The following is a 26,467-nucleotide window of genomic DNA, read 5'->3' on the forward strand; positions in this document are numbered from 1 at the left end:
TCCACCAGCCAGAGGCGAGATCTCCCACACCGTGACAGACATCAGCACACCGCACCCCACCGGCGACCCGACCACCCGTCCGGCCTCCCTGCCCGCTGCCGTGCTGTGGGACATGGACGGCACGCTGGTCGACACCGAGCCCTACTGGATGGCCGAGGAACACGCCCTGGTCGCCGAGTTCGGTGGCACGTGGAGCGACGAGCACGCGCACAACCTGATCGGCAACGCACTGATCGACTCGGCGCACTACATCCAGCGGCACGGCGGTGTCACCCTGCCCGCCGAGGAGATCATCGACCGGCTCACCGCCGGGGTGGTGCGCCGCATCGCCGACGAGGTGCCCTGGCGCCCGGGGGCACGTGAGCTGCTGTTCGCCCTGCACGACGCCGGGGTGCCCTGTGCCCTGGTCACCATGTCGTACCGGGCCATGGCCGAGGCCATCCTGGCCGGGCTGCCGGGGGAGTTCTTCCGCTTCCTGGTCACCGGTGACGAGGTGACCCGCGGAAAGCCGCACCCCGAGCCCTACCTGAAGGCCGCCGGGCTGCTCGGTGTGCGGCCGGGCGACTGCGTGGCCATCGAAGACAGCCTGACCGGCATCGCCTCCGCCGAGGCCGCCGGGGTGCCGCTGCTGGCGGTGGAGCACCTGGTGCCGGTGCCCGCCCACCCGGGCCGCACCGTGGCCCGCACCCTGGAAGGCTGGACGGTGCACGACCTGGGGCGGCTGGCCGGCCGCTGACGGCCGCTGGTCCGGTTCGCCCGCTTGCCTCGCCCGCTCGTCCCGTTCACGGCTGCGGCCCGCACCGGCGAATCCTGCCGGTGCGGGCCGCTTCTCGTGTGTCTGCTTCCTGGTCGGCCCGCTGCCCGGGCGCCGCTCAGTCGGCCGTGATCGCCCGCAGCACGTCGAGCCGCACCGCGCGCCAGGCCGGCATGATCGCCGCGACCATCCCGGCCACCGCCGAGAAGAGCAGCACGATCACCAGGGTCAGCCAGGGGATCGACAGGGTCTCCAGCCCCTGCGACACCAGGGCCCGCTGAAGCACCAGACCCAGCACCAGGCCGAGGCCCATGCCGAGCACCGCCCCGAACACCGCGGTGCTGACCGACTCGGCGCTGATCATGCGCCGCAGCTGGCGCCGGCTCATGCCGACCGCCCGCAGCAGCCCGATCTCCCGGGTGCGCTCGAACACCGACAGCGCCAGTGTGTTGATGATGCCCAGCACCGCGATCAGCACGCTCAGCGCCAGCAGCGCGTAGATCAGGTAGAGCAGCGAGTTGATCTGCGCGGCCTGGGCCTTCGCGTACTCCTCGCCGTCCTGCACCGACACCACCAGGAACGGCTTGACCACCTCCTCGATCTGCGAGCGCAGCGCGGCGGTGTTCGTGCCGTCCGACTTCACGTAGAGCATGAAGTCGCCCTGCTGGGCGGTGGGCACGGTGTCGGCGTACAGGGCGAGCGGGATGATCAGGCTCGGGTTGTTCAGTGCCTGCGAGTCGTCGATGATCGCGCCGACCGTGAGCTCCTCGCCGGTCTCCGTGCCGATCTCGGCGGTCAGCCGGTCACCGAGCTTCCAGCCCTCGTCGTCCGCGGCGCTGCGGCTGATCACCACGTCGCCGGAGTTCAGCGAGTCCAGCGAGCCGGCCGTGACGTTCAGCTTCACGTTCTCGCTCATCGCCCGCGGGTCGGCGGCGATCGTGAACTTGCTCGCCCCGTTCACCCGCAGCGGGGCCGAGCGGATCGTGGCCACCGAGGTGACGCCCGGCATCTTCTGCACCTCGTCGGCCACCGTGGTCGGCAGCTGGGTGAAACCGCCGCTGCTGAGCACATAGTCGGCCGTGAGCTCGCTGTCGACGATGTCCGAGACGCTGGCGTTGGCCGACGACGCGAACACCCCGACGCTCGACATCAGCGCCAGCCCGATCATCAGGGCACTGGCCGTGGTCGCCGTGCGCCGCGGGTTGCGCAGCGCGTTCTCGCGGGCCAGGCGCCCGACCGTGCCGTAGATCGCGGTGTAGGGCAGGCTGATCAGCCGGACCACCGGGCGGGTCAGCCACGGTGCCGCCACCAGCAGACCGATCAGCAGCAGCGCCGCGCCGACGCCGACCAGCGGCCAGTTCGGTTCGTCGCCGAGCGAGCCGGGCAGCACCGCACCGAAGCCGAGCAGCACCAGCACCAGGCCGATCACGCCACGCCGCAACACTCCGCCGGGCGGGGTCTGGGCGTCGTCGCGCAGCGCCGCGATCGGCGCCACCCGGGCCGCGCGCAGGGCCGGGAACACCGCCGACAGCATGGTGACCACGAGACCGACCAGCAGGCTGACCAGCACCGTGGTCGCGGTGACCGGCAGGCCGCCGGTGACCTCCAGCCCGGCCTGCTTGACCAGTGCCCGCAGCCCGGCCGCGAGCAGCATGCCCAGGCCGAGCCCGATCACCGAGCCGGTCAGGCCGAGGATCGCCGCCTCGCCCAGCACCACCCGCAGCACCTGGCCGCGGGAGGCACCGACCGCCCGCAGCAGGGCCAGTTCCCGGGTGCGCTGGGCCACCAGCATGGAGAACGTGTTGGCGATGATGAACGCCCCGACGAACACCGCGATCAGCGCGAACACCAGCAGGAACGTGGTGATGAACCCGATCGCCGTGCCGAACGCGTCCTTCTGCTCCTGGTAGACGGTCTCGCCGGTGACCACCTCGGTGCCGGCCGGCACCACCTGGGCCACCCGGTCGCGCAGCGTCTCCTGGTCCACCCCGTCGTCGGCGCCGATGGTGAACGACGACACCTCGCCGTCCGGCGCCCAGGTGGCCAGGGCCGTCTTCTCGTCGAGCAGCACCAGCGTGGCCCCGGCCAGGCTGCTGCCGTAGGTGAAGACGCCGGTGACGGTGACGTCCTGCGGGTCGTTCTGGATCAGGGCCCGCGTGGTGTCGCCGACCTTCAGCCCGGACAGGTCCAGGGTGGACTCGTCGACGGCGATCTCACCCTTCTTCTCCGGTCCCCGGCCCTCGTACATCTGCACGCTCGGGTCGTCGCCGGTGTAGGCGAAGCCCAGGTTGGGTGCGCCGCCGTTGCGGGCCGCGGTGCCGTCCGCGCCGACCAGCACGGCCGTGCCGCCGACGTCGGCGCTGGCCCAGGCCACCCCGTCGACGGCGTCGAGCTTCTGCTCCAGCGAGAGCGGCAGCGGCTCACGCTGTTTCGTGCCGTCGACCGTGGTGGTCTCCAGCTCGGCGCCGCGCACCTGCACGTCGGTGCCGGCCGTGGTCTGCTCGACGATCGCGTCGAACGTGTTGGTGATGCTGCCGCTCAGCACCAGGGTGCCGGCCACCAGCGTGACGCCCAGGCAGACCGCCAGCGCCGTCAGCGCGAAACGCAGCCTGTGGGTGAAGATTCCCTTGACGGTGATCCGGAACATGTCAGCTCCGCCGACCCGCGGCGTCGAAGCCCCGCATGCGCTCGAGCACCTTGTCGGCGGTCGGTGCGGCCATCTCGTCGACGATCTCGCCGTCGGCCAGGAACAGCACGCGGTCGGCGTACCCGGCCGCCACCGGGTCGTGGGTGACGATGACGATGGACTGGCCGAACTCCCGCACGGAGTTCTGGAGGAACGACAGGATCTCCGCGCTGGCGCGGGAGTCCAGGTTGCCGGTCGGCTCGTCGGCGAACACGATCGCCGGGCGGCTGACCAGGGCCCGGGCACACGCCACCCGCTGCTGCTGACCGCCGGACAGCTCGGTCGGCCGGTGCTTCAGCCGGTCCCGCAGCCCGACCGTGTCGACGACCCGGTCGAACCACTCCTGGTCCACCTTGCGGCCGGCGATGTCGAGCGGGAGCGTGATGTTCTCCCGGGCCGTCAGGGTGGGCACCAGGTTGAACGACTGGAAGATGAAGCCCAGCCGGTCGCGGCGCAGCTGGGTGAGCGCCTTGTCTTTCAGGCCCCGCACCTGCACGCCGTCGATCTCGATCTCGCCGGCCGTCGGGCGGTCGAGCGCGGCCATGCAGTGCATCAGGGTGGACTTGCCGGAGCCGGAGGGCCCCATGATGGCGGTCATCTCACCGCGCCCGAAGTCGACGCTGACCCCGCGCAGAGCCTTGACCTGTGCCTCGCCGGTGCCGTAAATCTTCTGCAAATCAATCGCTCTCGCGATTGCCTCGGTTCCCACCGTGTTCTCCCCTGAGATCGTTTTCGACTGCACAACGACTGCACAACACGGGAGGACAGAGCATCCCCCCGAGGCGGGCGGGCGCGTCGGTGCGCCGGTCCCCACAACCCGGTCGCGCCCACCCGTACCGACGGCGCGAACCGGCCCGAACTCATTACGCCCGAGGCACGAGCCCCCTCGCCTCGGGTTCATCCCTGATCCGACCCCGGTCTTGATCCAGGCCGGTTCGGGGTCGCAACCGGCCGCGGACATTTTGGCATCCGGGCCGGGTGCGGCGCAGCGACCCGGCCGCGCGCGTACCGGCCACCGCCCGCAGAGGCAGCGCCGGCCCGCTCACGCGAGGCAGCGCCGGCCCGCTCACGCGAGGCAGCGCCGGCCCGCTCACGCGAGGCAGCGCCGGCCCGCTCACGCGAGGCAGCGCCGGCCCGCTCACGCGAGGCAGCGCCGGGCCGTCCTCGCCGGCCGTGTCCCGAGCCGCTCAGTCCCGTTCGAGCGTCTGTGGCCCCTCCTCGTCCTGCGGGCTGAACGGCGCGGTGCCGAGGAACCGTTCCAGCGCTCCCTCCGGAATCGGCGGCGTGGTGCCACCTTTCGCCGGGCAGCGGGCGTGGTGGTCGCACCAGGAACAGAGCCGGCCGGGCGACGGCCGCCAGTCCCCGGTGCGGGCGGCCAGCTGAATGGCGTCCCACAGCGCCCGCACCTTGCGCTCCACCGCCAGCAGGTCGGACTCGTCGGGCGTGTAGCGCAGGATCTCGCCGTCGCCGAGGTAGACCAGTTGCAGCACGGTGGGCAGCCGCCCCCGGGTGCGCCACAGCACCAGGGCGTAGAACTTCATCTGGAACAGGGCCGAGGCCTCGAACGCCTCGGACGGCGCCCGGCCGGTCTTGTAGTCGACCACCCGCAGCCGCCCGTCCGTGGCCACGTCGAGCCGGTCGACGTAGCCGCGCAGCCTCAGCCCGTCGTCCAGCACGGTCTCCACGTGCAGCTCGCGGTCGGCGGGCTCCAGCCGGGTCGGGTCTTCCAGCGCGAACCAGCGGGTGATCAGGCCGGCCGCGGACAGCAGCCACGCCTCCAGCTCGGGTGACCCCTCGACGAACAGCGAGCCCACCTCCGGCCGCTCGGTCAGCAGCCGTTCCCACTGCGGACGCAGCAGGTCGTGCGCGGCCTGCGGGGTGCGCCGCGGCGCGGGCAGGTCGAACAGCCGCTCCAGCACCGCGTGCACCACCGTGCCGCGCACCGCCGCCGGGCTGGGTGTCTCGGGCAGCCGGTCGACGGCGCGGAACCGGTACAGCAGCGGGCACTGCATGAAGTCGGAGGCCCGGGAGGGGGAGAGTGCCGCTGTCATGGCGAAAACCCTAGATGTCGGGTCCGACAGTTCCGGCGAGAGCCGGCGGCCGGCCGGTATGTCCAGGTGGGAAGGCGCCGGACCTGCCCTAACATCACCCCTGTGAGCAACCCCGGTCCAGGCGGACAGATCCCCCGCCCGAGCGCCGGAGCGCGCCGGTGAGCGCCCTGCCCGGGCCGACGGCCGGCATCCGGCTCGGCCGGGTCGGCCGGGTACCCGTTCTGCTGCGCCCCTCCTGGTTCCTGGTCGCCATGGTGATGACGATCCTGTTCGCCCCCACCGTGCGTGCCTGGGTCGACCTGACCGGTCCCGCCACCTACGCCATCGCCTTCGTCTTCGCCCTGATCCTGCTGCTGTCGGTGTTCGTGCACGAGGCCGCGCACGCCGTCGCCGCGGCCGCCACCGGCACCCCGGCCACCGCGATCGTGCTGGACCTGTGGGGTGGGCACACCGCCTTCGACGCCCCCTCGTCCCGGCCCTGGCGGGCAATCGTCGTGGCCGTCGTCGGGCCCGCCTCGAACGCCCTGATCGCCGTGGTCGCCTTCCAGCTGATGGACCTGTTCCAGCCCGGCACGGTGTCCCGGTTGCTGTTCGCGGCCACCGCCACCTCCAACCTGGTGGTGGCCGTGTTCAACGCCCTGCCCGGCCTGCCGCTGGACGGCGGCCGGGTGCTGGAGGGCCTGGTCTGGCGGATCGGCGGTGACCGGCTGCGGGCCGCGCTGGTGGCCGGCCACGCCGGCCGGGTGGTCGCGGTCGGCACCGGGGCCTACGCCGTCTACGCGGTGGCCACCGGCGAGCACAAGGCGCTCAGCGGGTTCTGGATGGTCCTGGTCGGGCTGCTGCTGTGGCGCTCGGCCGGGCAGGCGGTCGAGGCCGCGCGCTGGAACATCCGAACCGAGGCGGCCGTGGTCGACGACCTGCTCCAGCCCGCCGTGGCGGTGCCCTCCAACGCGACCGTGGCCGGGGCGCTGATGTCCGCCGCCGGCGCCGGGGCCAGCGCGGTGGTGGTGCTCGACGTGTACGGCCGTCCGGCGGCGATCGTCGACGAGCGGGCCGCCGCCGGCGTCCCGGCCGCCCGCGCCGCGCAGGTCGGGGCGGGCGCGGTGGCCGAGGCACTGCCCGACGGCGCGGTGCTGCCCACCGGCCTGGCCGGGCGCTCGCTGATCCAGGCGCTGGAAGAGGCCCCGGCGGCCCGCTACGCGGTGATCGGCCCGGACGAGATCGTGGTCGGCGTGCTGGACTGGGAGGACGTCGCCCGCTTCGTCACCCCGTGACCGGCATCCGGCCGTCCGTGACCCGGCGCGAACCATCCGCCCGGCGCCCATAGACTCGCTCCTCATGACCGAAGCACCCCCCGCCCCGACCGGCGCCGACCACCGCCGGGGCCCGTTCCGGGCCGGTGAACGGGTGCAGCTCACCGACCCCAAGGGCCGGCTGCACACCATCACGCTCGACCCCGACAAGCAGTTCCACACCCACCGCGGCCTGTTCCGGCACGACGAGCTGATCGGCAAGCCCGAGGGCTGGGTGGTCCGCAACACCGCGGGCATCGAGTACCTGGCCCTGCGCCCCCTGCTGTCCGACTACGTTCTGTCGATGCCCCGTGGCGCTGCGGTGGTGTACCCGAAGGACTCGGGCCAGATCGTGCAGATGGCCGACATCTTCCCCGGAGCCCGCGTGATCGAGGCCGGCGTGGGCTCCGGCGCACTCACGATGTCGCTGCTCAGGGCGGTGGGCGACACCGGGCTCGTGCACTCGTACGAGCGTCGCGCCGACTTCGCCGACATCGCGCAGGCCAACATCGAGACGTTCTTCGGCGCGCCGCACCCGGCCTGGCAGATCACCGTCGGTGACGTGGCCACGGACGTGGTGGAGACCGACGCCGACCGCTTCGTGCTCGATCTGCTGGCGCCCTGGGACTGCCTGGAGGCGGTCGCGAAGGCGCTCGTCCCCGGCGGCGTGCTGATCTGTTACGTGGCCACCGCCACCCAGCTGTCGCGCACCGCCGAGGCGCTGCGCGCCGACGGCCGGTTCACCGAGCCGCAGGCCTGGGAGTCGATGGTGCGCGGCTGGCACCTGGAGGGCCTGGCGGTGCGCCCGCAGCACCGCATGGTCGGCCACACCGGCTTCCTGCTCACCACCCGGCGGATGGCCGACGACGTGACCGCGCCGGTCCGGCGCCGCCGCCCGGCCAAGGCCGCCTCCGAAGGCGAGGCCGGTGTCGCCGAGGCCTGGGGTGAGTGGACCGCCGCCGATCTGGGCGAGCGCCCGGTGTCGGAGAAGAAGATCCGCAAGGTGCGGCGCGACGTCACCGACACGCCCGGCGAAAACCTCGCCGGCGAGCCGGAGCTGACGCCGCGGGAGGCGGAACTCGCGGCTGACCTGGACACCGATCCCGCGGTGGAGCACGACGACGACCCGCGGCCAGGTTTCGATCCCGCTAATTGACAGGAACAGAGCTGATTTAGGTCTGGCTTTTTCGTCGTCCACGGGTGAAGGTCGTGACCCAAAGGGGCATCCGGCATCGGCCGAACGGGTGAGGAGAGATGGGTCACCAAACTTGTCCGCTTACGGACCGTCAAGTGACCATTGAGACACCCATCGTGACGCCGAACATGTCAGGATGACTCCTTTCCGGTCGCCGACGTAGCCGGCCGGGCCGCGAGAGTTCATCCCGCGGATGGATTTACGCCGCCGCGCCGTTGTGGTGCGTAGGCGAGCTAGGGTCGTCGTAGCGTCGACCTTTGCGCCGGACGGGAGGTTTACCGCCATGACCGACCACAGCAGCGGGTACGGCCTTGACGAGACCGCGCTTCGTCGCGAGATCGTTCGGCTCCAGCAGGAGGTCGAGCGACTCTCAGCAGCGCGGGTTCCAGGGGCGGCGGGTGACGAGATCGAGCGCCTGAGGGCCCAGATCAACCAGCTCGGGTCCCAGAACGAGCGGCTCGCGGGCACCCTGCGCGACGCCCGCGAGCAGATCGTCCAGCTCAAGGCCGAGGTTGACCGGCTCGCCCAGCCTCCCAACACCTTCGGCGTGTTCGTCGGCCCGGCCGAGGACGGCACGGTCGAGGTGATCAGTTCCGGGCGCAAGATGCGGGTCGCGGTGAGCCCCTCGATCGAGGTCGAGGAGCTGCGCCCGGGCCAGGAGGTCATGCTCAACGAGGCCTTCAACGTGGTGGCGGCGCGGGCCTTCGAGAAGGTCGGCGAGATCGTCATCCTCAAGGAGATCCTCGACGACGGCGAGCGGGCGCTGGTCGTCGCGCACGCCGACGAGGAGCGCGTGGTGCACCTGGCCGGTGCCCTGCGCGAGTCCGACTCCAAGCTCAAGGTCGGCGACGCCCTCACCATGGACCCACGGGCCGGGTTCGCCTACGAGCGGGTGCCCCGCGCCGAGGTCGAGGAGCTCGTCCTCGAAGAGGTGCCCGACATCGACTACTCCGACATCGGTGGCCTGGGGCCGCAGATCAGCACCATCCGCGACGCCGTGGAGCTGCCGTTCCTGCACCCCGAGCTGTACCGCGAGCACGGTCTCAAGCCGCCCAAGGGCGTGCTGCTCTACGGTCCTCCCGGCTGCGGCAAGACGCTGATCGCCAAGGCCGTGGCGCGCAGTCTGGCGAAGAAGGCCGCGGAGGCGCGCGGCCTGAAGGACTCGAAGTCCTACTTCCTCAACGTCAAGGGCCCCGAGCTGCTCAACAAGTACGTCGGCGAGACCGAGCGGCACATCCGGCTGATCTTCAGCCGGGCCCGCGACAAGGCCTCCGAGGGCACTCCCGTGGTGGTGTTCTTCGACGAGATGGAGTCGCTGTTCCGCACCCGCGGTTCCGGTGTCTCCAGCGACGTCGAGACCACCATCGTGCCGCAGCTGCTGAGCGAGATCGACGGCGTCGAGCGACTCGAGAACGTCATCGTGATCGGTGCCTCCAACCGCGAGGACATGATCGACCCGGCCATCCTGCGCCCAGGCCGTCTGGACGTGAAGATCAAGGTGCAGCGGCCCGACGCCGAGGGCGCCCGCGACATCTTCACCAAGTACCTGACCGAAGACCTCCCGCTGCACCCCGACGACCTGGACGCCAACGGCGGCTCGCGCAGCGAGACCGTCGACGCGATGATCCAGCGCACCGTGGAGCGGATGTACGCGGAGACCGAGGAGAACCAGTTCCTCGAGGTCACCTACGCCAATGGCGACAAGGAGATCCTCTACTTCAAGGACTTCAACTCCGGTGCGGTGATCCAGAACATCGTCGACCGGGCGAAGAAGGCCGCGATCAAGAACTTCCTCGACTTCGGCCAGCGCGGCATCCGCCTGGAGCACCTGCTCCAGGCCTGCGTGGACGAGTTCAAGGAGTCCGAGGACCTGCCCAACACCACCAACCCCGACGACTGGGCGCGCATCTCCGGCAAGAAGGGCGAGCGCATCGTCTACATCCGCACGATCATCCAGGGCAAGCAGGGCACCGAGCCCGGCCGCTCGATCGACACGGTGGCCAACACCGGGCAGTACCTGTAGGGCGTCGTCCGGCCGGCCCGCGGGTTCGCGGGCCGGCCGGGCCGTTCTGCCTGAGGACGACGAGAGCCCCGTCAGACCGTCACGTCGTTCCGTTCCCCGGAGGCCTGGATCGCCCGGGCGTTCGCGCGGGCCTGGCGCAGGGCGGCGATCCGGGCCAGCACCCGCCAGCCGGTCAGGGTGACGGCGAGGAACACCGTCGCCACCACCACGAACGACACCGGTGTGCCGTCGTGCTGCACCACGCTGCGCAGGATCATGCCGATGAGCAGGGTCTTGACCAGCACCATCGCGGCGCCCCGCAGGCTCGCCGGGGCCAGGCCGAACGCCACCACACCGACGTAGCCGCCGGCCACGCCCAGCCAGAACGGCCAGCCGGTGGTGAGCAGGCCGCCGAGGGTGATGCCCTCCTCGTGCGAGCTGCGGCCGACGGCCACGAAGACCAGCACGCAGGCCAGGTCGGCCAGGGCGGCGACCGCCAGGGCACCGGGGATCCTGCTGGTGGGGGAGTGGGTCATGGCCGGAGGTCTCCTCTGCCGCATCGGCTGCGGCTTCGTGGCGTTGTTCACGTCGCGGTGGGTAGGCGGGGTGGCGGTGCGTCACTTTTCGGCGTCCGGATGCGCCCCTCAGGCCCGCAGAGTAGCCGCCGAGTCCGGTTCGGCCGGGCGGGACCTGGGAAAACCGCCGACGGCGGGGCGCGCGCCCGGGCTCTGTCGTACCCGCCGCCTAGGCTTGCTCCATGAGCGCAATCGTGGCGGGCAGCCCGCTGAGGTCGTCGTCGGTGGTGTCCCGGTGAGCGCGCGCCGGGTGATGGGGATCGAGACCGAGTACGGGGTGTCCGCGCCGGGCGACCCCGCGGCCAACGCGATGCTGATGTCCTCGCAGGTGGTCAACGCCTACGCGGCGCCGCTGGGCAGCCGGGCCGGCCGGGCCCGCTGGGACTACGAGGACGAGGCGCCGCTGCGCGACGCCCGGGGCTGGGAGATCAGCCGCGACAGCGCACACGCCAGCCAGCTCACCGACGCACCCGACGACCCGGGTCTGGCCAACGTCATCCTGACCAACGGCGCCCGGCTGTACGTCGACCACGCGCACCCGGAGTACTCCTCGCCCGAGGTGATCAGCCCGCGCGACGTGGTGCTGTGGGACAAGGCGGGGGAGCAGGTCATGCTGGCGGCCTGCCGCCGGATCGCGGCCAGCCCGGGCCTGGGCGACGTCAACCTGTACAAGAACAACACCGACAACAAGGGTGCCTCCTACGGCACCCACGAGAACTACCTGATGCGCCGGTCCACGCCGTTCGCCGACGTGGTCCGCCACCTCACGCCGTTCTTCGTCACCCGGCAGGTGTTCACCGGCGCGGGCCGGGTCGGCCTGGGGCAGGACGGCACCGGCACCGGCTTCCAGATCTCCCAGCGCGCCGACTTCTTCGAGGTCGAGGTGGGCCTGGAGACCACGCTCAAGCGGCCGATCATCAACACCCGCGACGAGCCGCACGCCAGCGCCGACAAGTACCGGCGGCTGCACGTCATCATCGGTGACGCCAACCTCTGCGAGGTGGCCACGCTACTCAAGGTCGGCACCACCAACCTGATCCTGGCGATGATCGAAGACGCCGCGTTCACCCGCGACCTGTCCATCGAGCGGCCGGTGGGCACCCTGCACGACATCTCCCACGACCCCACGCTCAAGCAGCAGGTGACCCTGCGCGACGGTGGCTCGATGACCGCCGTCGAGCTCCAGTGGCTGTACTTCGAGCAGGTCAGTGCCTACCTCGAAGACCGCTACGGCACCGACACCGACGAGGCCACGGCCGACGTGATGCGGCGCTGGGAGAGCATTCTCGGCCGGCTCGGCGAAGACCCCATGCTCTGCGCCCGCGAGCTGGACTGGGTGGCCAAGCTGCGGCTGCTGGAGGGTTTCCGCAACCGCGAGAACCTGAACTGGGACGCCGCCCGGCTCCAGCTGATCGACTTCCAGTACGCCGATGTCCGCCCGGAGAAGGGGCTCTACCACCGGCTGGCCTCGCGCGGGCAGGTCGAGCGGGTGGTCACCGACGCCGAGATCGACGAGGCCGTGCACGAGCCGCCGCACGACACCCGGGCCTACTTCCGCGGCCGCTGTCTGTCCCGCTACGGCGAGAACGTGGCGGCGGCGTCCTGGGACTCGGTGATCTTCGACATCCCGGGCCGGGGCGCGCTCCAGCGGGTGCCCACGCTCGACCCGTCCCGCGGCACCCGGGAGCACGTGGAGGCCCTGCTCCAGCGCTGCGCGACGGCCGCCGACCTGGTGGACGCCCTGGCCGCCGAGTGAGCCACGGCCGGGCCCGGACCGGGCCCGGCCGCCCCCGCGGCGGCCGGTGACGCACCCGATCGTGGGCAGATGCCGCCCGCGCCCGCGTCGTCCTCAAGGGATTTCTTCCGAACAGTGGGGAATGGCACGCGCCGAAATCGCCGGTGCATGCCTAGGATCACTGCAAGGAAGTGCACCCAGCGCAAGCGCAGGAGGCAGTCATGGCCGGCCAGGAACAGCAGCGCCCGACCCGACGCGACGACGAGCCCGCCGACGACGCGGCCCCGGAGGCGCCACCCGCCGCCGGTACCGCCAAGACCACGGATGCCGACATCGACGAGATCATCAATGTGATCGACGACGTCCTCGAGAAGAACGCCGAGGAGTTCGTCAAGGGGTTCGTGCAGAAGGGCGGCCAGTGACGGCAGCCCCCAGGGGTGGGCCGGGTCCTCAGCAGACCCGGCACCACGCCGGACGCCGTCCCCACACCGCCGCCACGGCGCACTCTCTCGCCGGTTCGCGGTCCGCGGAAAACTTCCCGGGCCGGACCGATGAGCGAACGCCGTCCCTCTGGATAGGGTTTCGCCCGTGACTGCCGATCCCTTCCGTGAAGGGCGGTTGCCGGAGGCGTTCTTCGCTCCGGGCAACTCCTCGTTCACGGACTTCCTCGCCGCCCACGCCGATCACCTCCTCCCGGGCCGTCAGCTGCCCGCCGGAGCCGTCATGCCCGAGCTGCCGCACTCCACCACGATCGTCGCCGCCACGTTCGACGGCGGCGTGGTCCTGGCCGGCGACCGGCGCGCCACGATGGGCAACTACATCGCCCATCGCGAGATGGAGAAGGTCTACCCGGCCGACGACTACTCGGCCGTCGGCATCTCCGGCACCGTCGGCCCGGCCATCGAGATGGTCCGGCTCTTCCAGGTCGAGCTGGAGCACTACGAGAAGATCGAGGGCACCCTGATGTCCCTCGACGGCAAGGCCAACCGCCTGGCCACGATGCTGCGCAACAACCTGCCGCTGGCCATGCAGGGCCTGGCCGTGGTGCCGCTGTACGCGGGGTACGACCTCGACCGCCACGTCGGGCGCATCTTCTCCTACGATGTCAGCGGTGCGCGTTACGAGGAGCACAGCTACCACAGCACCGGCTCCGGCTCGCTGTTCGCCAAGGGCTCGCTGAAGAAGCGCTGGCGGCCGGGGCTGACGGCCGACGAGACGGTGCAGGTCGTGGTCGAGGCGTTGCAGGACGCGGCCGACGACGACTCCGCCACCGGCGGTTCCGACGTGGCCCGGCGCATCTACCCGATCGTCACGGTGGTCACCTCCGAGGGTTTCCGCCGGCTCACCCAGGACGAGGTCGAGACCGCCTTCCAGGCCGTGGTCGCCCGCAACTCCGGCGCTGAAGGGGGCGACGCCCGATGAGCATGCCGTTCTACGTCCCGCCCGAGCAGCAGATGAAGGACCGGGCGGACTACGCCCGGCGCAACATCGCCCGCGGCCGCCCGGTCATCGTTCTCGCCTACGACAACGGCATCGCGTTCGTCGCCGAGAACGCGTCCCGCTCGCTGCACAAGATCAGCGAGATCTACGACCGCATGGCGTTCGCCGCGGCCGGTCGCTACAACGAGTTCGAGAACCTGCGGGTGGCCGGTGTGCGTTACGCCGACCTGCGTGGGTACTCCTACGACCGCAGCGACGTCACGGCCCGGGGCCTGGCCAACGCGTACGCCCAGATCCTGGGCAACGTGTTCACCCAGGACTCCAAGCCGATGGAGGTGGAGATCGCGGTCGCCGAGGTCGGCAAGACCCCGGAGCAGGACCAGATCTACCGCCTCACCTACGACGGATCCGTCGCCGACGAGCAGGGTTTCGTGGTGATGGGCGGTCAGGCCGACACCATCGCCACGGGCATGCAGGAACGCTGGCGGCCCGGTCTGACGTTGTCGGCGGCGCTCACCCTGGCTGTCGAGATGCTCTCGCGCGACAGCACCAACGGCGCCGACCGGGCCCTCACGCCGGACCGGCTGGAGGTGGCGGTGCTCGACCGGGCCCGTCCCCGGCGGGCGTTCCGCCGGCTCGGCGGCCCGCTGCTGTCGGCATTGCTGGCGCCCGACGACCCGACCACCGACGTCCCGCGCAGCGACGACTCCCGCCCGGGCGCGCACGACACCCTGACCGGCGAGGAAACCCCGCGCCCCGAGCCAGGTCCCGCGCCCGCGACCGGCGACCCGGTGTCCACCGAGCCGGACCAGCAGCCCGGGCACCCGGGGGGCGAAGAAGCATGACGGGTTCGCTGCCGTTCGGTCCCGGTGGGGTCCCCGCCGGGCCCGGCAGCGTTCCCGGCGGCCTCCCCGGAAGTAACACACCGGGTAACTCCGCACCCAACGCGTTGCCCGACACTGGTGCCAACGGGCGAGAAGGCACCTACAGTAAGGGAATGGACCGCCGAATCTTCGGGCTGGAGACGGAATACGGGGTCACGTGCGCCTTCGAGGGGCAGCGCAAGCTGTCGCCCGACGAGGTCGCCCGCTACCTCTTCCGCAAGGTCGTCTCCTGGGGCCGCTCCAGCAATGTGTTCCTCCGCAACGGTGCCCGGCTGTACCTCGATGTCGGTTCGCACCCCGAGTACGCCACCCCCGAGTGCGACGACGTGCGCCACCTGGTCGTCCACGACCGGGCCGGCGAACGCATTCTCGAAGGCCTGCTGGTCGACGCCGAGCGCAGGCTCCACGAGGAGGGCATCGCCGGCGACGTCTTCCTGTTCAAGAACAACACCGACTCGGCCGGCAACTCCTACGGCTGTCACGAGAACTACCTGGTCTCGCGGCACGGTGAGTTCGGCCGGATGTCCGACATCCTGATCCCGTTCCTGGTCACCCGGCAGATCCTGGTCGGGGCGGGCAAGGTGCTCCAGACCCCTCGGGGTGCGGTCTACTGCCTGTCGCAGCGGGCCGACCACATCTGGGAGGGCGTCTCCAGCGCCACCACCCGCTCGCGGCCCATCATCAACACCCGTGACGAACCGCACTCCGACGCCGAGCGTTACCGGCGTCTGCACGTCATCGTCGGCGACTCGAACATGTCCGAGACCACCACGATGCTCAAGGTCGGCGCCACCGACCTGGTGCTGCGGATGATCGAGGCCGGGGTGGTCCTGCGAGACCACACGCTGGAGAACCCGATCCGGGCCATCCGCGAGATCAGCCACGACCTGACCGGCCGGCGAAAGGTGCGGCTGGCCAACGGCCGGGAGGCCACGGCGCTCGAGATCCAGGAGGAATACCTGGCCCGGGCCAAGGATTTCGTGGAGAGCCGGGGTCTCCAGACCGACAACGTCAAGCGGGTCCTCGACCTCTGGGAACGCGGTCTGCGGGCCGTGGGCACCGGAGACCTGTCGCTCGTCGACCGCGAGCTGGACTGGGTGATCAAGTACCGGCTGATCGAGCGTTACCGGGCCAAGCACGGGCTGCCGCTGTCGTCGCCCCGTATCGCCCGCATCGACCTGGCCTACCACGACATCCATCGAGACCGCGGTCTGCACTACCTGCTCATGAAAAAGGGCCTGGTGGAACGGGTCGGGGCCGATATCGAGGTGTTCGAGGCGACCGCGGTGCCGCCGCAGACCACCCGGGCCAAGCTGCGCGGCGACTTCGTGCGGCGTGCCCAGGAACGCCGGCGTGACTTCACGGTCGACTGGGTACACCTCAAACTGAACGACCAGGCACAGCGCACCGTTCTGTGCAAAGACCCGTTCCGCTCGGTCGACGAGCGCGTGGAGCGGCTGATCCAGAGCATGTGAGCACGAACGTGGCGCCGGGCACCCCAGGCATATGCCCTAGGGTGTTCGGCGTTCCCGTTCCCTCGACGAAGGTCGGACGTGCTCTCACGCAAAGCTCTGTTGCGGGCTGGAGCGGTTCTCGTAGCCGCGGTGACCGTGCTCTCCGGATGTGCCAGCGCCTCCTCCGGCGGTGACGCCGGGCCCAGTACGACGACCGACATCAATCAGATCAAGGTGTCGGGCAAGTACGGCGATGCCCCGGAGCTCGACATCCCCGTGCCGTTCTCGACCGAGAAGACCACGCGCAGGGTCATCTCCCAGGGCAAGGGCGACAAGGTCGAGCGCGGCCAGCGGGTCACCGTCAACTACGTCGGCGTCAACGGCGCCGACAACACGACGTTCGACAACTCCTTCGGCAGCAACAAGAAGGCGATGGCGCTCTACGACAGCGGCGTGATCAAGGGCTTCGTCGACGGCATCGAGGGCGCCAGGGTCGGCTCCCGCATCCTGCTCGCGGTCCCGCCGGCCGACGCCTACGGCACCTCGGGCGTCTCGTCCGCGGGCATCGGGCCGACCGACACGCTGATCTTCGTGATCGACATCGACGCCGCCGCCGACATTCTCAAGCGTGCGACGGGCACCAAGGTCAAGGCCAAGGCCGGCCTGCCCACGGTCAAGCTGAAGGCCAAGACCGGTGAGCCGACCGTCACGGTGCCGTCCACCGAACCCTCTGACTCTCTCGTGGTGCAGCCGCTGATCGAGGGCAAGGGCAAGAAGGTGGAGAAGGGCCAGACGATCACGGTGCACTACACCGGCGTGAACTGGCGCGATGGAACGGTGTTCGACTCGTCCTGGACGAGAGGCGCGCCGGCCAGCTTCCCGATCGGTGTCGGCGGGGTGATCACCGGCTGGGACAAGAGCCTGGTGGGCAAGACCGTCGGCAGCCAGATCCTGCTGGTCATCCCGCCGGACGAGGGATACGGGGCCGCGGGCGAGCCGTCCGCGGGCATCAAGGGCACCGACACCCTGATCTTCGTCGTCGACATCCTCGACACCGCCGTCACGACCAACAGCTAGCATCACCGGCCCTTGACGGCCGCCTGACACAGGCACCCGCCGCCATGCCCTAGCCTCGACGGGCTGCCGAACGAGCACGTCATAAGGAGAAACAATGAGTTCTGATCGCCAGCGACCGGAGATCGAGTTCCCCGAGGGGGAGCCGCCGACCGCGCTCACGATCACGGACGAGGTCGTCGGTGACGGCCCCGAGGCCGCGGCCGGCAACACCGTCACCGCGCACTACGTGGGTGTCGCCTTCTCCACCGGCGAGGAGTTCGACGCCTCCTGGAACCGCGGCGAGCCGTTGCAGTTCCGTCTCGGCGTCGGCCAGGTCATCGCCGGCTGGGACCAGGGCATCGCGGGCATGCGCGTCGGTGGCCGTCGCCGCCTGGTGATCCCGCCGGCCCTGGCCTACGGCTCCCGCGGCGCCGGTGGCGCCATCGGCCCGAACGAGACCCTGATCTTCGTCGTCGACCTGGTCGCCGCTCGCTGATCACCGTTCGCCGAAGCGCCCCTCACCTCCGGGTGAGGGGCGCTTCTCGGTGCGGGGACGACGAGAGACCGGCGACGGGCGTCCTCAGGCCAGCAGCGTGGCCGCGTGCCGCCCCGCGGCCGCGGCGGCCAGGAACGCGGCCGGATCGGCGGCCAGGTTGCGGCCCATCGTGGAGAGACCGACCGGGCTCTCGCGCAGGGCTTCCAACAGGCCGTCCACCCCGACGCGCACCTCCCGGTGCCGGCCGTGCGGCGCGAACAGCGGGGTCACCTGGCGGTCGATCAGCCGCGCCAGCTCGGGCAGCGGGGTGGGCGCGTTGTCACCCACCGCCCGGGCCTCCGGGTTGCCGGCGGCGGGGGACGGCGAGGAGGCCGCGAGCTGTTCGTCGTCCTCAGGCAGTGACCCGAAGTCGGGCACCACGACATCGGCCGCCAGCAGCGCGACCCGCCCGTAGGCGGTCAGCGAGTGGTGCGAGACGCCCCGGTGCCGCTCGCGCGCGTCGGCGCCCGACACCCGCAGGGTGGCCACCGGCCGGCCGTTCAGCGTGCCGGCGGCGTTGATCACCTCACCGGCCTGCACCCCGGAGAAACCCCAGCGGGTACCGGTTCCCAGGTTTCCCGGGCCCTGGCTGACGACCGCCACGTCGACCTGGGCCACATGCCTCGCCGCGAGCAGACCCGAGTGCACGCTGACCGCCTCCAGGTCACCGCCGAACGCCTGCCCCACGGTGATGCAGGTGTCCAGCCAGCCGGCCTGCCGCAGACCGTCGATCGTGCGGGAGAACCAGGCCGGCAGCGCACCGCCGTCGGTCATCACGTAGGCGACGCGGGCGTGCGGTGCGGCCTGGCGCAGGCCCGCGACGATCGCCGGCAGCGAGCTGTGCAGGTCGGCGACCACCACGGGCAGACCCAGCAGGTCGTCGGCGTCGGCGAGCACCGGATGATGCCGCGACTCCTGCTCGTCCACGCCGAGCACCATCGCCTGGAGCGGGGTGTAGCGGGCCTTCACCAGATGCCCGGGCCCCTGCGCCGGGTCCGGTGGGAGCTCGTCGAGAACGGCCGCGACCAGCGCATAACCGCCGGTTCCCAGACCCCGCTCCAGGGCCGTGGTGTTGAGCAGCACCCGCTGCCCGACGGCCGGGCGGCCGACCAGCCGGGGATAGGCCAGAGCGCGGCACGGCGTCCAGGTGCCTCCGGCCGCCGAGTAGACCTCGGCCTCGTACTCGACCGCCCCGTCCCATTCGCGCCGTTCGGACGTGACACGACCCTCTCGCCACAGAATCACGCGCGCGACCCTATCTCGCCGCCCCGCGGCCTCCGGTAGCTTGGTGCGGTGTCCTCGCGGCGTACCGAGCGGCTGCTCAATCTGGTGATCTGCCTCGCGGCTACCCGACGGTGGCTGACGAAGGAGCAGATCCGGGCTGCCGTACCGCAGTACGCGGACTGCGACACCACCGAGGCCTTCGACCGGATGTTCGAGCGCGACAAGGAAGACCTGCGCGATCTCGGCATCCCGGTGGTCACCGGCACCGACGAGCGCTGGTTCGACGACGAGCCCGGCTACCGCATCGACCGCGACGACTACGCGCTGCCGCCGATCGAGCTGGACGCCCAGGAACTGGCGGTCGTCGGCCTGGCCAGCCGGGTCTGGCAACAGGCCGGCCTGGCCGGGCCGGCCGCCCGGGCCCTGACCAAACTCACGGCGCTCGGGGTGGACACCGACGACGACGGTGCCGGGCTGGAACCGCGCATCCGCACCGCCGAGCCCGCCTTCGGCCCGCTCTACGCGGCCACCCGCGACCGGCAGGCGGTGACCTTCTCCTACCGCAAGCCGAACGGTGAGCTGGGCGTGCGCGAGCTGGAGCCGTGGGCCGTGGCCAGCCGGGGCGGGCGCTGGTACCTGATCGGCAGGGACCGCGGGCGGGACGCGGCACGGGTGTTCCGGCTGTCACGCATCGAGAGCGACGTGAAGCGGCGCGGGCGCACCGGTGCCTACGAGATCCCCGACGACCTGGACGCGCAGGCGATGATCGGCAAGCACGTGCCGCCGGTCGACGACCGGATCGCCACCGTGCTGCTGCGCTCCGGGCGCGGTGCCGGGCTGCGCAGGCTCGCGGTGGCCTCGATCCCGTCCACGGAACGGCCCGGGTTCGACGAGTTGCAGATCAAAATTGGGGACGCCGGAATGCTCGCCCAGACCATCGCCGGCCACGGCCCGGACGCGATCGCGGTGCAGCCCGCCGATCTGCGCGGGGAGGTGATCCGGCGGCTGAAGGGCGCGCTGGCCGCCCAGTCGGAGGGCACCGAGCCGGTCGACGTGTCCGGCCTGGGCGAGGCGGCGGTGCGGCCGGCATGAGCGCCGTCGCCGCGACCGCGCGGCTGTCCCGCCTGCTCACCCTGGTGCCCTGGCTGCTCAACCGGCCCGGCGTGGAGCTGACCGAGGCCGCGCGGCACTTCAAGATCACTGAGCAACAGCTGGTGCGCGACCTGGAGCTGCTGTTCGTCTGCGGAACGCCCGGGCACATGCCCGACGACCTGATCTCCGCGGAGTGGGACAGCGGCCGTATCTACCTGTCCAACGCCGACGCCATCGCCCGGCCGCTGCGCCTGGACGCGGACGAGGCGATCGCCCTGCTCGCCGGCCTGCGCACACTCGCCGACCTGGGCGACGTCGGGGACCGCCGGGCGGTGGACTCGGCCCTGGTCAAGCTGTCGGCCGCGGCGCAGGAGGCGGTCTCGCCGGCCAGCCGCCTGGCCATCGACCTGACCCCCGGGCAGAGCGGGGTGGAGCAGGCGCTGCGCACCGCGCGCGAGGCGCTGCGCCTGCGCCGCCGGTTGCGGCTGCACTACCTGGTGCCCGCCCGCGACGAGATCACCGAGCGGGACGTCGACCCGATGCAGGTCACCAGCATCGACGGACGCTGGTACCTGGAGGCCTGGTGCCACCGGGCCGAGGGCGTGCGGCTGTTCCGTTTCGACCGGGTGGCCGGGCTGAGCCTGCTCGACGTCGACGGCACCCCACCGCCGGAGGCGGTCTCCCGGGCCGGTGACGAGCAGCTGTTCACGCCGTCCGACGACGACCTGCGGGTGACCCTGGAGGTCGAGCCGCGCGGTCGCTGGGTGGCCGAGTACTACCCGGCCGAGGAGACCACCGAGCTGCCCGGCGGCCGGATGCGGATCGTGCTGCGGGTGGCCTCGCCGGACTGGATCCCGCGGCTGGTGCTGCGCCTCGGCGGGGCCGGGCGCATCGTCGACCCGCCGGGTCTGGCCGCGCAGGTGGTGGTCTCGGCCACCGAGGCGCTCGCCGGTTACGAAGGGCCGGAGGCGGTCGGGAGTGGCAGTGGCAGCGAGAGCGGTGTGGGCAGTGGTGTGGGCAGCCCCACGTCCTCCCGTCCCGTCTGATTCCCGTCTGATCCTCGTCGGGATGCCTGCCTGATCCCGGCCGGGTCCGGGTGCTGCCTGGATCCCGGCCTGGGTGCTGCCTGGGTGCTGGGCCGAGTGCTGGGATGAGTGCTGGGCTGAGTGCTGCCGGGTCTGGGTGCGGTTCGCCAGGCTGTCACGGTCGGTCATTGGGGGGACACCCGGACGGGGCCCGCCGCCCGGACGGGCCTGGTCACATGCTGTTGATCATGGCGTTCCCGTCTGTCCGGGTCTGCCGGTTTCGCTCGGGACGCAGCGCACTCGGCCGTACGGCTGACGTTGATCCGGCGAAAAGCGACACGCCCTGCGTGACGGATCCACCCCACGTCACCAGGGCGGCCTAGGCATTACTGTCGGCCGTTAAGGAGTTGCGGACCGTCGCCGAAGAACTGGCTGACGATGAATGGCGGCTCTGCTGGAGGTGGATCGCAAATGACGACGATCAAGGCGTCGTGCCCGAGCTGCGGTGACGTGGAGCTGACCCCGCACCAGGTGCGTCTCGTCGTCTGCTCCGTGAAGAGCTGGTCCTATTACGCCTTCATCTGCACCACCTGTCATGAGGAGGTGCGCAAGCCGGCCGGTCGTGACGTGGTCGCCCTGCTCATCTCCGGCGGCGTGGTCGCAGAGCCGTGGAACGTGCCGGCCGAGGTGCTCGAGGAGCATGAGGGCCCGACGCTGAACTACGACGACGTTCTGGACTTCGCTCTCTGGCTGGAGCAGGCGGATCTGCTGGCGGCAGCAGCCGCGGCACAGGGCCCGCGCCCCCGCGCGCAGGCTCCCGAGACAGCCGCCTGAGGTCAGGGCTCACGACCGAGCCCTCGCAACCGGAACCGGGGTACCCGCGCAGGGGTGCCCCGGTTCCGGTTTTTCCCCCGCTAAGCTGACGCCGTGTCGGTGTGGTGGTGGGTCCTGATCTGGGTGGTTCTGGTGGTGGCCGCTCTCGGTGTGCTCGCGCGCATCGGGCTGTCCCTGTGGCGGCGCGCCAAGCTGCTGCTGACCGAGCTGAGCACCGCCTCCGAGCGGTTCGCCGAGATCTCCGCGAAGCTCGAGCAGGTCGCCGAACGGACGGAGAGCCGGGAACCAGCCGTGTTCACCGATCCGTTGGAGCTGAGGCAGGAGCGGTACCTGACCGCGCGCGCGAACTCCGCGCGTCGTGGGGGCAGGCGATGAGCTTGCCTGCTCCGGGGTCTGCCGGGCAGAGCGGGTACCGCGTACGATGACACCGACCGTTGGGCAAACTGTGCGCACCGGGTTCAGTGGAAGGAACAGCTCATGGGCTTTCTGAAAGAGCCTTCGCACATCATCATCCTGGTTCTCGTGCTGGTGATCCTCTTCGGCAGCCGTCGTCTTCCCGACGCCGCCCGTGGTCTCGGCCGGTCCATGCGGATCTTCAAGTCCGAGATCAAGCAGATGAAGGAAGATGACAACGTCGACGAGCAGCGCCGTCACGAAGACGTCCGCGTCGGCGACGACCCGATCGAGGGACGCGTGATGTCGCCGCAGCAGCAGCGCGAGCAGCCCGGCTACCAGACCCGTCACGACGTCTGACGGTCCTTGACGGACCAGTCCGACTTCCCGTCCGAGAGGAATTGACCGCCGGTGGCGGTTTCCAAGCCACGTCGGCGCCCCAAGAACCCCGAGGGCAGGATGTCCCTGCGGGAGCACCTGGCCGAACTGCGCCGCCGGGTGGTCATCAGCGCCATCGCGATCGTCGCCGGTGGCGTCATCGGATGGTTTCTGTACAACCCGGTGATGAACAACGTCATCATCGAGCCGCTGGCGAAGGCCTCGGAGAACGGCCAGAAGGTCACCCTGACCTACCGGGCGATCGCCGACGCGTTCAACATCAAGGTCAAGGTGTCGGTCTACATCGGCATCGTGATCTCCAGTCCGGTGTGGCTGTACGAGGTCTGGGCATTCATCACCCCCGGCCTGACCAAGAAGGAACGCCGCACCTCGCTGTGGTTCGTGGCCTTCGCGGTGCCGCTGTTCCTGTCCGGTGTCTGGCTCGCGGTGTACGTGCTGCCCAAGGCCGTGGCCTTCGGTGCCGACTTCGCGCTGGAGGGCTCGCTCAACCAGCCCGATGCGCAGACGGTGATCACGTTCGCCACCCGGCTGATCATCGCCCTGGGCGTCGCGTTCCTGCTGCCGCTGTTCCTGGTCGGGCTCAACATGATGGGCATCGTCAGCGGTAGGGCGATGGGCAAGCAGTGGCGGATCGCGGTGTTCGTGGCGTTCCTGTTCGCCGCGGTGGTCTCGCCCTCGCCCGACGCCGTGCAGATGATCATCATGGCGCTGCCCCTCGTCGGCCTGTACACGGTCTCGGTGTTCGTGGCGCTGTTCAACGACCGGCGCAAGGTGAAGAAGCGCGCCGCAGACCCGGTGTTCGGCCTGGACGACGACGAGGCCAGCCCGCTGACCAGCGACGACGCGGGGATCCGCGACAATGCGCCGCTCGAGACGCCTGAGCGTCTGGACCGCAGCTGAGTCCTGTCCGGTCCGCTTCGGGATGTGACGGGTGCAATACCGGTTCTCGTCCCGGAGCACCGGCAGGTAGCGTGAGCACGTGACGTCGCCCGCCGAACGTTTTGCCGCGTCCCGCAAGCGAAACGAGGAGGCCAAGACCCCTCTCTCGCGATTCCGCGCGAACTACCCGTTCGATCTCGACCCGTTCCAGCTCGACGCCTGCGAGGCCCTCGCCGACGGCCGGGGCGTGCTCGTGGCCGCCCCCACCGGCTCGGGCAAGACGGTGGTCGGTGAGTTCGCCGTGCACCTGGCCCTCGACGCCGGGCGCAAGGCGTTCTACACCACGCCGATCAAGGCCCTGAGCAACCAGAAGTACGCCGACCTGGCCCGCGTTCACGGTGCCGACAAGGTGGGCCTGCTCACCGGCGACACCGCGATCAACGCCGACGCCCCCGTGGTGGTGATGACCACCGAGGTGCTGCGGAACATGCTGTACGCGGACTCGGACGCCCTCACCGGCCTGGCCTACGTGGTGATGGACGAGGTGCACTACCTCGCCGACCGGTTCCGGGGCGCGGTGTGGGAGGAGGTGATCATCCACCTGCCCGACGACGTGTTGCTGGTGTCGCTGTCCGCGACCGTGAGCAACGCCGAGGAGTTCGGCGCCTGGCTCGACACCGTGCGTGGCAACACCGAGGTGGTGGTCTCCGAGGACCGCCCGGTGCCGCTCTGGCAGCACGTGATGACCGGCCGCCAGCTGTACGACCTGTTCGCCGACGGCGCCTCCGCCGACGGCATCAACCCCGAGCTGCTCCAGGTCACTCGCGATGCGAACCGCCGCGACCGGCAGATGCACGGTGCCGGTGGACGACGCGGCGGCAGCACCTCCGCGCGCGGGGCGAAGAGCCGTGGCACCTACTCCCGGGGCGGAGGCGGCCGACGGCCGAACGCCACCCCGAGCCGGGCCGAGGTGATCAACGCCCTGGACGGCGCGGGTCTGCTGCCCGCCATCACCTTCATCTTCAGCCGGGCCGGTTGTGACGCCGCGGTGCAGCAGTGCCTGTATGCCGGCATCCGCCTGACCTCGCCGGAGGAACGCACCGAGATCCGGCACATCGTGGAGGCCCGCACCGCCGACATCCCGGACGAGGACCTCGCCGTGCTCGGCTACTGGGAGTGGGCCGAGGCGCTGGGCCGCGGCATCGCCGCGCACCACGCCGGGCTGCTGCCGGCCTTCAAGGAGGTGGTGGAGGAGCTGTTCACCCGGGGCCTGGTGAAGGCGGTGTTCGCCACCGAGACGCTCGCGCTGGGCATCAACATGCCCGCCCGCAGCGTGGTGCTGGAGAAGCTGGTCAAGTGGAACGGCGAGACCCACGCCGACATCACGCCGGGGGAGTACACCCAGCTCACCGGCCGGGCCGGCCGGCGAGGCATCGATGTGGAGGGTCACGCCGTGGTGCTCTGGCAGCCCGGCCTCGACCCGGAGGTGGTCGGCGGTCTGGCCTCCACCCGGACGTTCCCGCTGCGCTCCAGCTTCCGGCCCACCTACAACATGGCCGTGAACCTGGTCGGGCAGGTCGGGCGTTCCCGGGCCCGGGAGATCCTGGAGACCTCGTTCGCCCAGTTCCAGGCCGACCGCGCGGTGGTGGGCCTGGCCAAGCAGGCGCGCAAGCAGGAGGAGGCCCTGGAGGGCTACGCCGGGGCGATGGACTGCCACCTCGGTGACTTCCGCGAGTACGCCGCGCTGCGGCGCAAGATCGGCGAGCGGGAGACGCAGCTGTCGCGCAGCGCGTCGCGTGACCGCCGGTCCGAGGTGATCGGCTCGCTGGAGAAGCTGCGCCGCGGCGACATCATCCGGGTGCCCGGTGGCCGTAAGCCCGGCTGGGCGGTCATTCTCGACCCCGGCGTCGGGGGCGGCGACAGCCTGGAGGGCCCGCGCCCGTCGATCCTCACCATCGAGCGGCAGGTGCGCCGGCTGTCGCTGCTGGACGTGCCCACCCCGGTGGAGGCCGCCACCCGGATCACCGTGCCGAAGAACTTCAACGGCAGGGACGCCACGTCGCGCCGCGACCTGGCCTCGTCGGTGCGCAACGCGCTGGGTTCCCTGGAACACCATCCCGAGGACTTCTCGAAGAACCGCCCCAAGGGCAAGAAGTCGGCGGCGCACGAGGACGAGGAGCTGAACCGGCTGCGCCGTCAGCTGCGCACCCACCCCTGCCACGGCTGCGCCGAGCGGGAGGACCATGCCCGCTGGGCCGAGCGTTACTTCCGGCTCAAGCGGGAGACCGACTCGCTGGTGCGGCGGATCGAGGGGCGCACCAACACCATCGCCCGGGTGTTCGACCGGGTGTGCGACCTGCTCAGCGAGCGCGGTTACCTGGCCGGTGACAAGGTGACGCCCGCCGGGGAACAGTTGCGGCGCATCTACTCCGAGTCCGACCTGCTGGTGTCGGAGTGCCTGCGGCAGGGCGTGTGGAAGGACCTCGACGTGCCCGGCCTGACCGCCGTGGTCAGCGCCGTGGTGTACGAGTCGCGGCGTGACGAGGGCGGTCTCACCCCGCGGGTGCCCAAGGGCGCTCCGGTGGTGGCCCTCGACACGATGATCCGGATCTGGTCGGTGCTCGACGACGAGGAACGTGCCCACCGGCTCGACGTCACCCCGGAGCCGGACCTCGGCCTGGCCTGGGCCATCCACCGCTGGGCCGACGGACAGCCGCTCCAGGCGGTGCTGCGTGACGCCGACCTGGCCGCCGGTGACTTCGTGCGCTGGTGCAAGCAGGTGATCGACCTGCTCGGCCAGATCACCCAGGCCAGCGACGATCCCGCGCTGGTGAAGACGGCCCGGGCCGCGGTGGAGGCGATCAGCCGCGGAGTGGTGGCCGCCGGGCCGACCCGGGCCTGACGCCGGGCTCTGACCGGGACCCGGCACCGGGCTCTGACCGCGACCCGGCACCGGGCCTCG

At 71.0% G+C, this 26,467-nt stretch carries 23 protein-coding genes; 18 read left to right on the forward strand and 5 right to left on the reverse strand.

Going from position 1 to position 26,467, the window contains the following annotated elements; all coding sequences use genetic code 11:
- Positions 1-31: 31 nt before the first annotated feature.
- Complete coding sequence (locus KIH74_RS23495; protein WP_214158290.1) at positions 32-736, forward strand: HAD family hydrolase; 705 nt, start codon at positions 32-34, stop codon at positions 734-736.
- Positions 737-872: 136 nt separating this feature from the next.
- Here the strand turns inward: KIH74_RS23495 and KIH74_RS23500 are convergent, their stop codons facing one another.
- The 3 genes from KIH74_RS23500 to KIH74_RS23510 all read right to left on the reverse strand — a co-directional run bounded on the left by KIH74_RS23500 (position 873) and on the right by KIH74_RS23510 (position 5,491).
- The gene (locus KIH74_RS23500) at positions 873-3,401 is read right to left on the reverse strand and encodes an ABC transporter permease (protein WP_214158291.1); all 2,529 of its coding nucleotides are present in this window, start codon (positions 3,399-3,401) and stop codon (positions 873-875) included.
- Position 3,402: 1 nt separating this feature from the next.
- A complete protein-coding gene (locus KIH74_RS23505) occupies positions 3,403-4,149 on the reverse strand; it encodes an ABC transporter ATP-binding protein (protein ID WP_308113972.1) in 747 nt (248 codons plus the stop codon).
- Positions 4,150-4,627: 478 nt separating this feature from the next.
- Positions 4,628-5,491 (reverse strand): RecB family exonuclease, encoded by an 864-nt coding sequence (locus KIH74_RS23510; RefSeq protein WP_214158293.1) that lies wholly within the window; start codon positions 5,489-5,491, stop codon positions 4,628-4,630.
- A 158-nt stretch (positions 5,492-5,649) separates the two neighbouring features.
- Here KIH74_RS23510 and KIH74_RS23515 point away from each other — a divergent pair, with 158 nt between their 5' ends.
- From KIH74_RS23515 to arc, 3 genes are all read left to right on the forward strand, one after another.
- Positions 5,650-6,765: a site-2 protease family protein gene (locus tag KIH74_RS23515; RefSeq protein WP_214158294.1), complete on the forward strand. Its 1,116-nt coding sequence runs from the start codon at positions 5,650-5,652 to the stop codon at positions 6,763-6,765.
- A 64-nt stretch (positions 6,766-6,829) separates the two neighbouring features.
- A complete protein-coding gene (locus KIH74_RS23520; RefSeq protein WP_214158295.1) occupies positions 6,830-7,939 on the forward strand; it encodes a tRNA (adenine-N1)-methyltransferase in 1,110 nt (369 codons plus the stop codon).
- 322 nt (positions 7,940-8,261) lie between these two features.
- The gene (arc, locus tag KIH74_RS23525) at positions 8,262-10,001 is read left to right on the forward strand and encodes a proteasome ATPase (RefSeq protein ID WP_214158296.1); all 1,740 of its coding nucleotides are present in this window, start codon (positions 8,262-8,264) and stop codon (positions 9,999-10,001) included.
- Between the two features lie 71 nt (positions 10,002-10,072).
- On the opposite strand, the gene KIH74_RS23530 is transcribed toward arc, so the two are convergent.
- Entirely contained in the window at positions 10,073-10,516 is a 444-nt protein-coding gene (locus KIH74_RS23530; protein WP_214158297.1) for a DUF3054 domain-containing protein, read from the reverse strand.
- Positions 10,517-10,790: 274 nt separating this feature from the next.
- Here KIH74_RS23530 and dop point away from each other — a divergent pair, with 274 nt between their 5' ends.
- The 7 genes from dop to KIH74_RS23565 all read left to right on the forward strand — a co-directional run bounded on the left by dop (position 10,791) and on the right by KIH74_RS23565 (position 17,620).
- Positions 10,791-12,311, forward strand: coding sequence for a depupylase/deamidase Dop (gene dop / locus KIH74_RS23535; RefSeq protein ID WP_308113975.1), 1,521 nt, complete (start codon positions 10,791-10,793; stop codon positions 12,309-12,311).
- Between the two features lie 200 nt (positions 12,312-12,511).
- Entirely contained in the window at positions 12,512-12,712 is a 201-nt protein-coding gene (locus tag KIH74_RS23540) for a ubiquitin-like protein Pup (protein WP_214158298.1), read from the forward strand.
- 166 nt (positions 12,713-12,878) lie between these two features.
- Positions 12,879-13,712, forward strand: a complete 834-nt coding sequence (gene prcB / locus KIH74_RS23545; RefSeq protein ID WP_308113976.1) for a proteasome subunit beta — start codon at positions 12,879-12,881, stop codon at positions 13,710-13,712.
- Entirely contained in the window at positions 13,709-14,575 is an 867-nt protein-coding gene (prcA, locus tag KIH74_RS23550; protein WP_214158299.1) for a proteasome subunit alpha, read from the forward strand. Before prcB ends, prcA begins: the two co-directional genes overlap by 4 nt.
- A gap of 152 nt (positions 14,576-14,727) precedes the next feature.
- Positions 14,728-16,089 carry a Pup--protein ligase gene (gene pafA / locus KIH74_RS23555; RefSeq protein ID WP_214158300.1) on the forward strand — a complete coding sequence of 454 codons (1,362 nt, stop codon included), beginning with the start codon at positions 14,728-14,730 and terminating at the stop codon, positions 16,087-16,089.
- A 129-nt stretch (positions 16,090-16,218) separates the two neighbouring features.
- Entirely contained in the window at positions 16,219-17,145 is a 927-nt protein-coding gene (locus KIH74_RS23560) for an FKBP-type peptidyl-prolyl cis-trans isomerase (RefSeq protein ID WP_214158301.1), read from the forward strand.
- A 94-nt stretch (positions 17,146-17,239) separates the two neighbouring features.
- On the forward strand, positions 17,240-17,620 hold the full coding sequence (locus KIH74_RS23565; RefSeq protein ID WP_214158302.1) for an FKBP-type peptidyl-prolyl cis-trans isomerase: 381 nt from the start codon (positions 17,240-17,242) through the stop codon (positions 17,618-17,620).
- 84 nt (positions 17,621-17,704) lie between these two features.
- On the opposite strand, the gene KIH74_RS23570 is transcribed toward KIH74_RS23565, so the two are convergent.
- A complete protein-coding gene (locus KIH74_RS23570) occupies positions 17,705-18,904 on the reverse strand; it encodes a DUF3866 family protein (protein ID WP_214158303.1) in 1,200 nt (399 codons plus the stop codon).
- Positions 18,905-18,952: 48 nt separating this feature from the next.
- On the opposite strand from KIH74_RS23570, the gene KIH74_RS23575 reads away from it, so the two are divergent.
- The 7 genes from KIH74_RS23575 to KIH74_RS38860 all read left to right on the forward strand — a co-directional run bounded on the left by KIH74_RS23575 (position 18,953) and on the right by KIH74_RS38860 (position 26,407).
- On the forward strand, positions 18,953-19,975 hold the full coding sequence (locus KIH74_RS23575; RefSeq protein ID WP_214158304.1) for a helix-turn-helix transcriptional regulator: 1,023 nt from the start codon (positions 18,953-18,955) through the stop codon (positions 19,973-19,975).
- Positions 19,972-21,021, forward strand: a complete 1,050-nt coding sequence (locus KIH74_RS37955) for a helix-turn-helix transcriptional regulator (protein ID WP_214158305.1) — start codon at positions 19,972-19,974, stop codon at positions 21,019-21,021. The genes KIH74_RS23575 and KIH74_RS37955 overlap by 4 nt, the downstream gene beginning before the upstream one ends.
- Positions 21,022-21,471: 450 nt before the next feature.
- Entirely contained in the window at positions 21,472-21,834 is a 363-nt protein-coding gene (locus KIH74_RS23585) for a hypothetical protein (RefSeq protein WP_052527724.1), read from the forward strand.
- A 93-nt stretch (positions 21,835-21,927) separates the two neighbouring features.
- On the forward strand, positions 21,928-22,209 hold the full coding sequence (locus KIH74_RS23590) for a hypothetical protein (RefSeq protein ID WP_214158306.1): 282 nt from the start codon (positions 21,928-21,930) through the stop codon (positions 22,207-22,209).
- A gap of 102 nt (positions 22,210-22,311) precedes the next feature.
- Positions 22,312-22,587 (forward strand): Sec-independent protein translocase subunit TatA, encoded by a 276-nt coding sequence (gene tatA, locus KIH74_RS23595; protein ID WP_214158307.1) that lies wholly within the window; start codon positions 22,312-22,314, stop codon positions 22,585-22,587.
- A gap of 51 nt (positions 22,588-22,638) precedes the next feature.
- A complete protein-coding gene (gene tatC / locus KIH74_RS23600; RefSeq protein ID WP_214158308.1) occupies positions 22,639-23,526 on the forward strand; it encodes a twin-arginine translocase subunit TatC in 888 nt (295 codons plus the stop codon).
- A 79-nt stretch (positions 23,527-23,605) separates the two neighbouring features.
- Positions 23,606-26,407: a DEAD/DEAH box helicase gene (locus KIH74_RS38860; RefSeq protein WP_214158309.1), complete on the forward strand. Its 2,802-nt coding sequence runs from the start codon at positions 23,606-23,608 to the stop codon at positions 26,405-26,407.
- Positions 26,408-26,467: the final 60 nt, after the last annotated feature.

The organism is Kineosporia corallincola, assembly GCF_018499875.1.
Classification (GTDB): Bacteria; Actinomycetota; Actinomycetes; order Actinomycetales; family Kineosporiaceae; genus Kineosporia; species Kineosporia corallincola.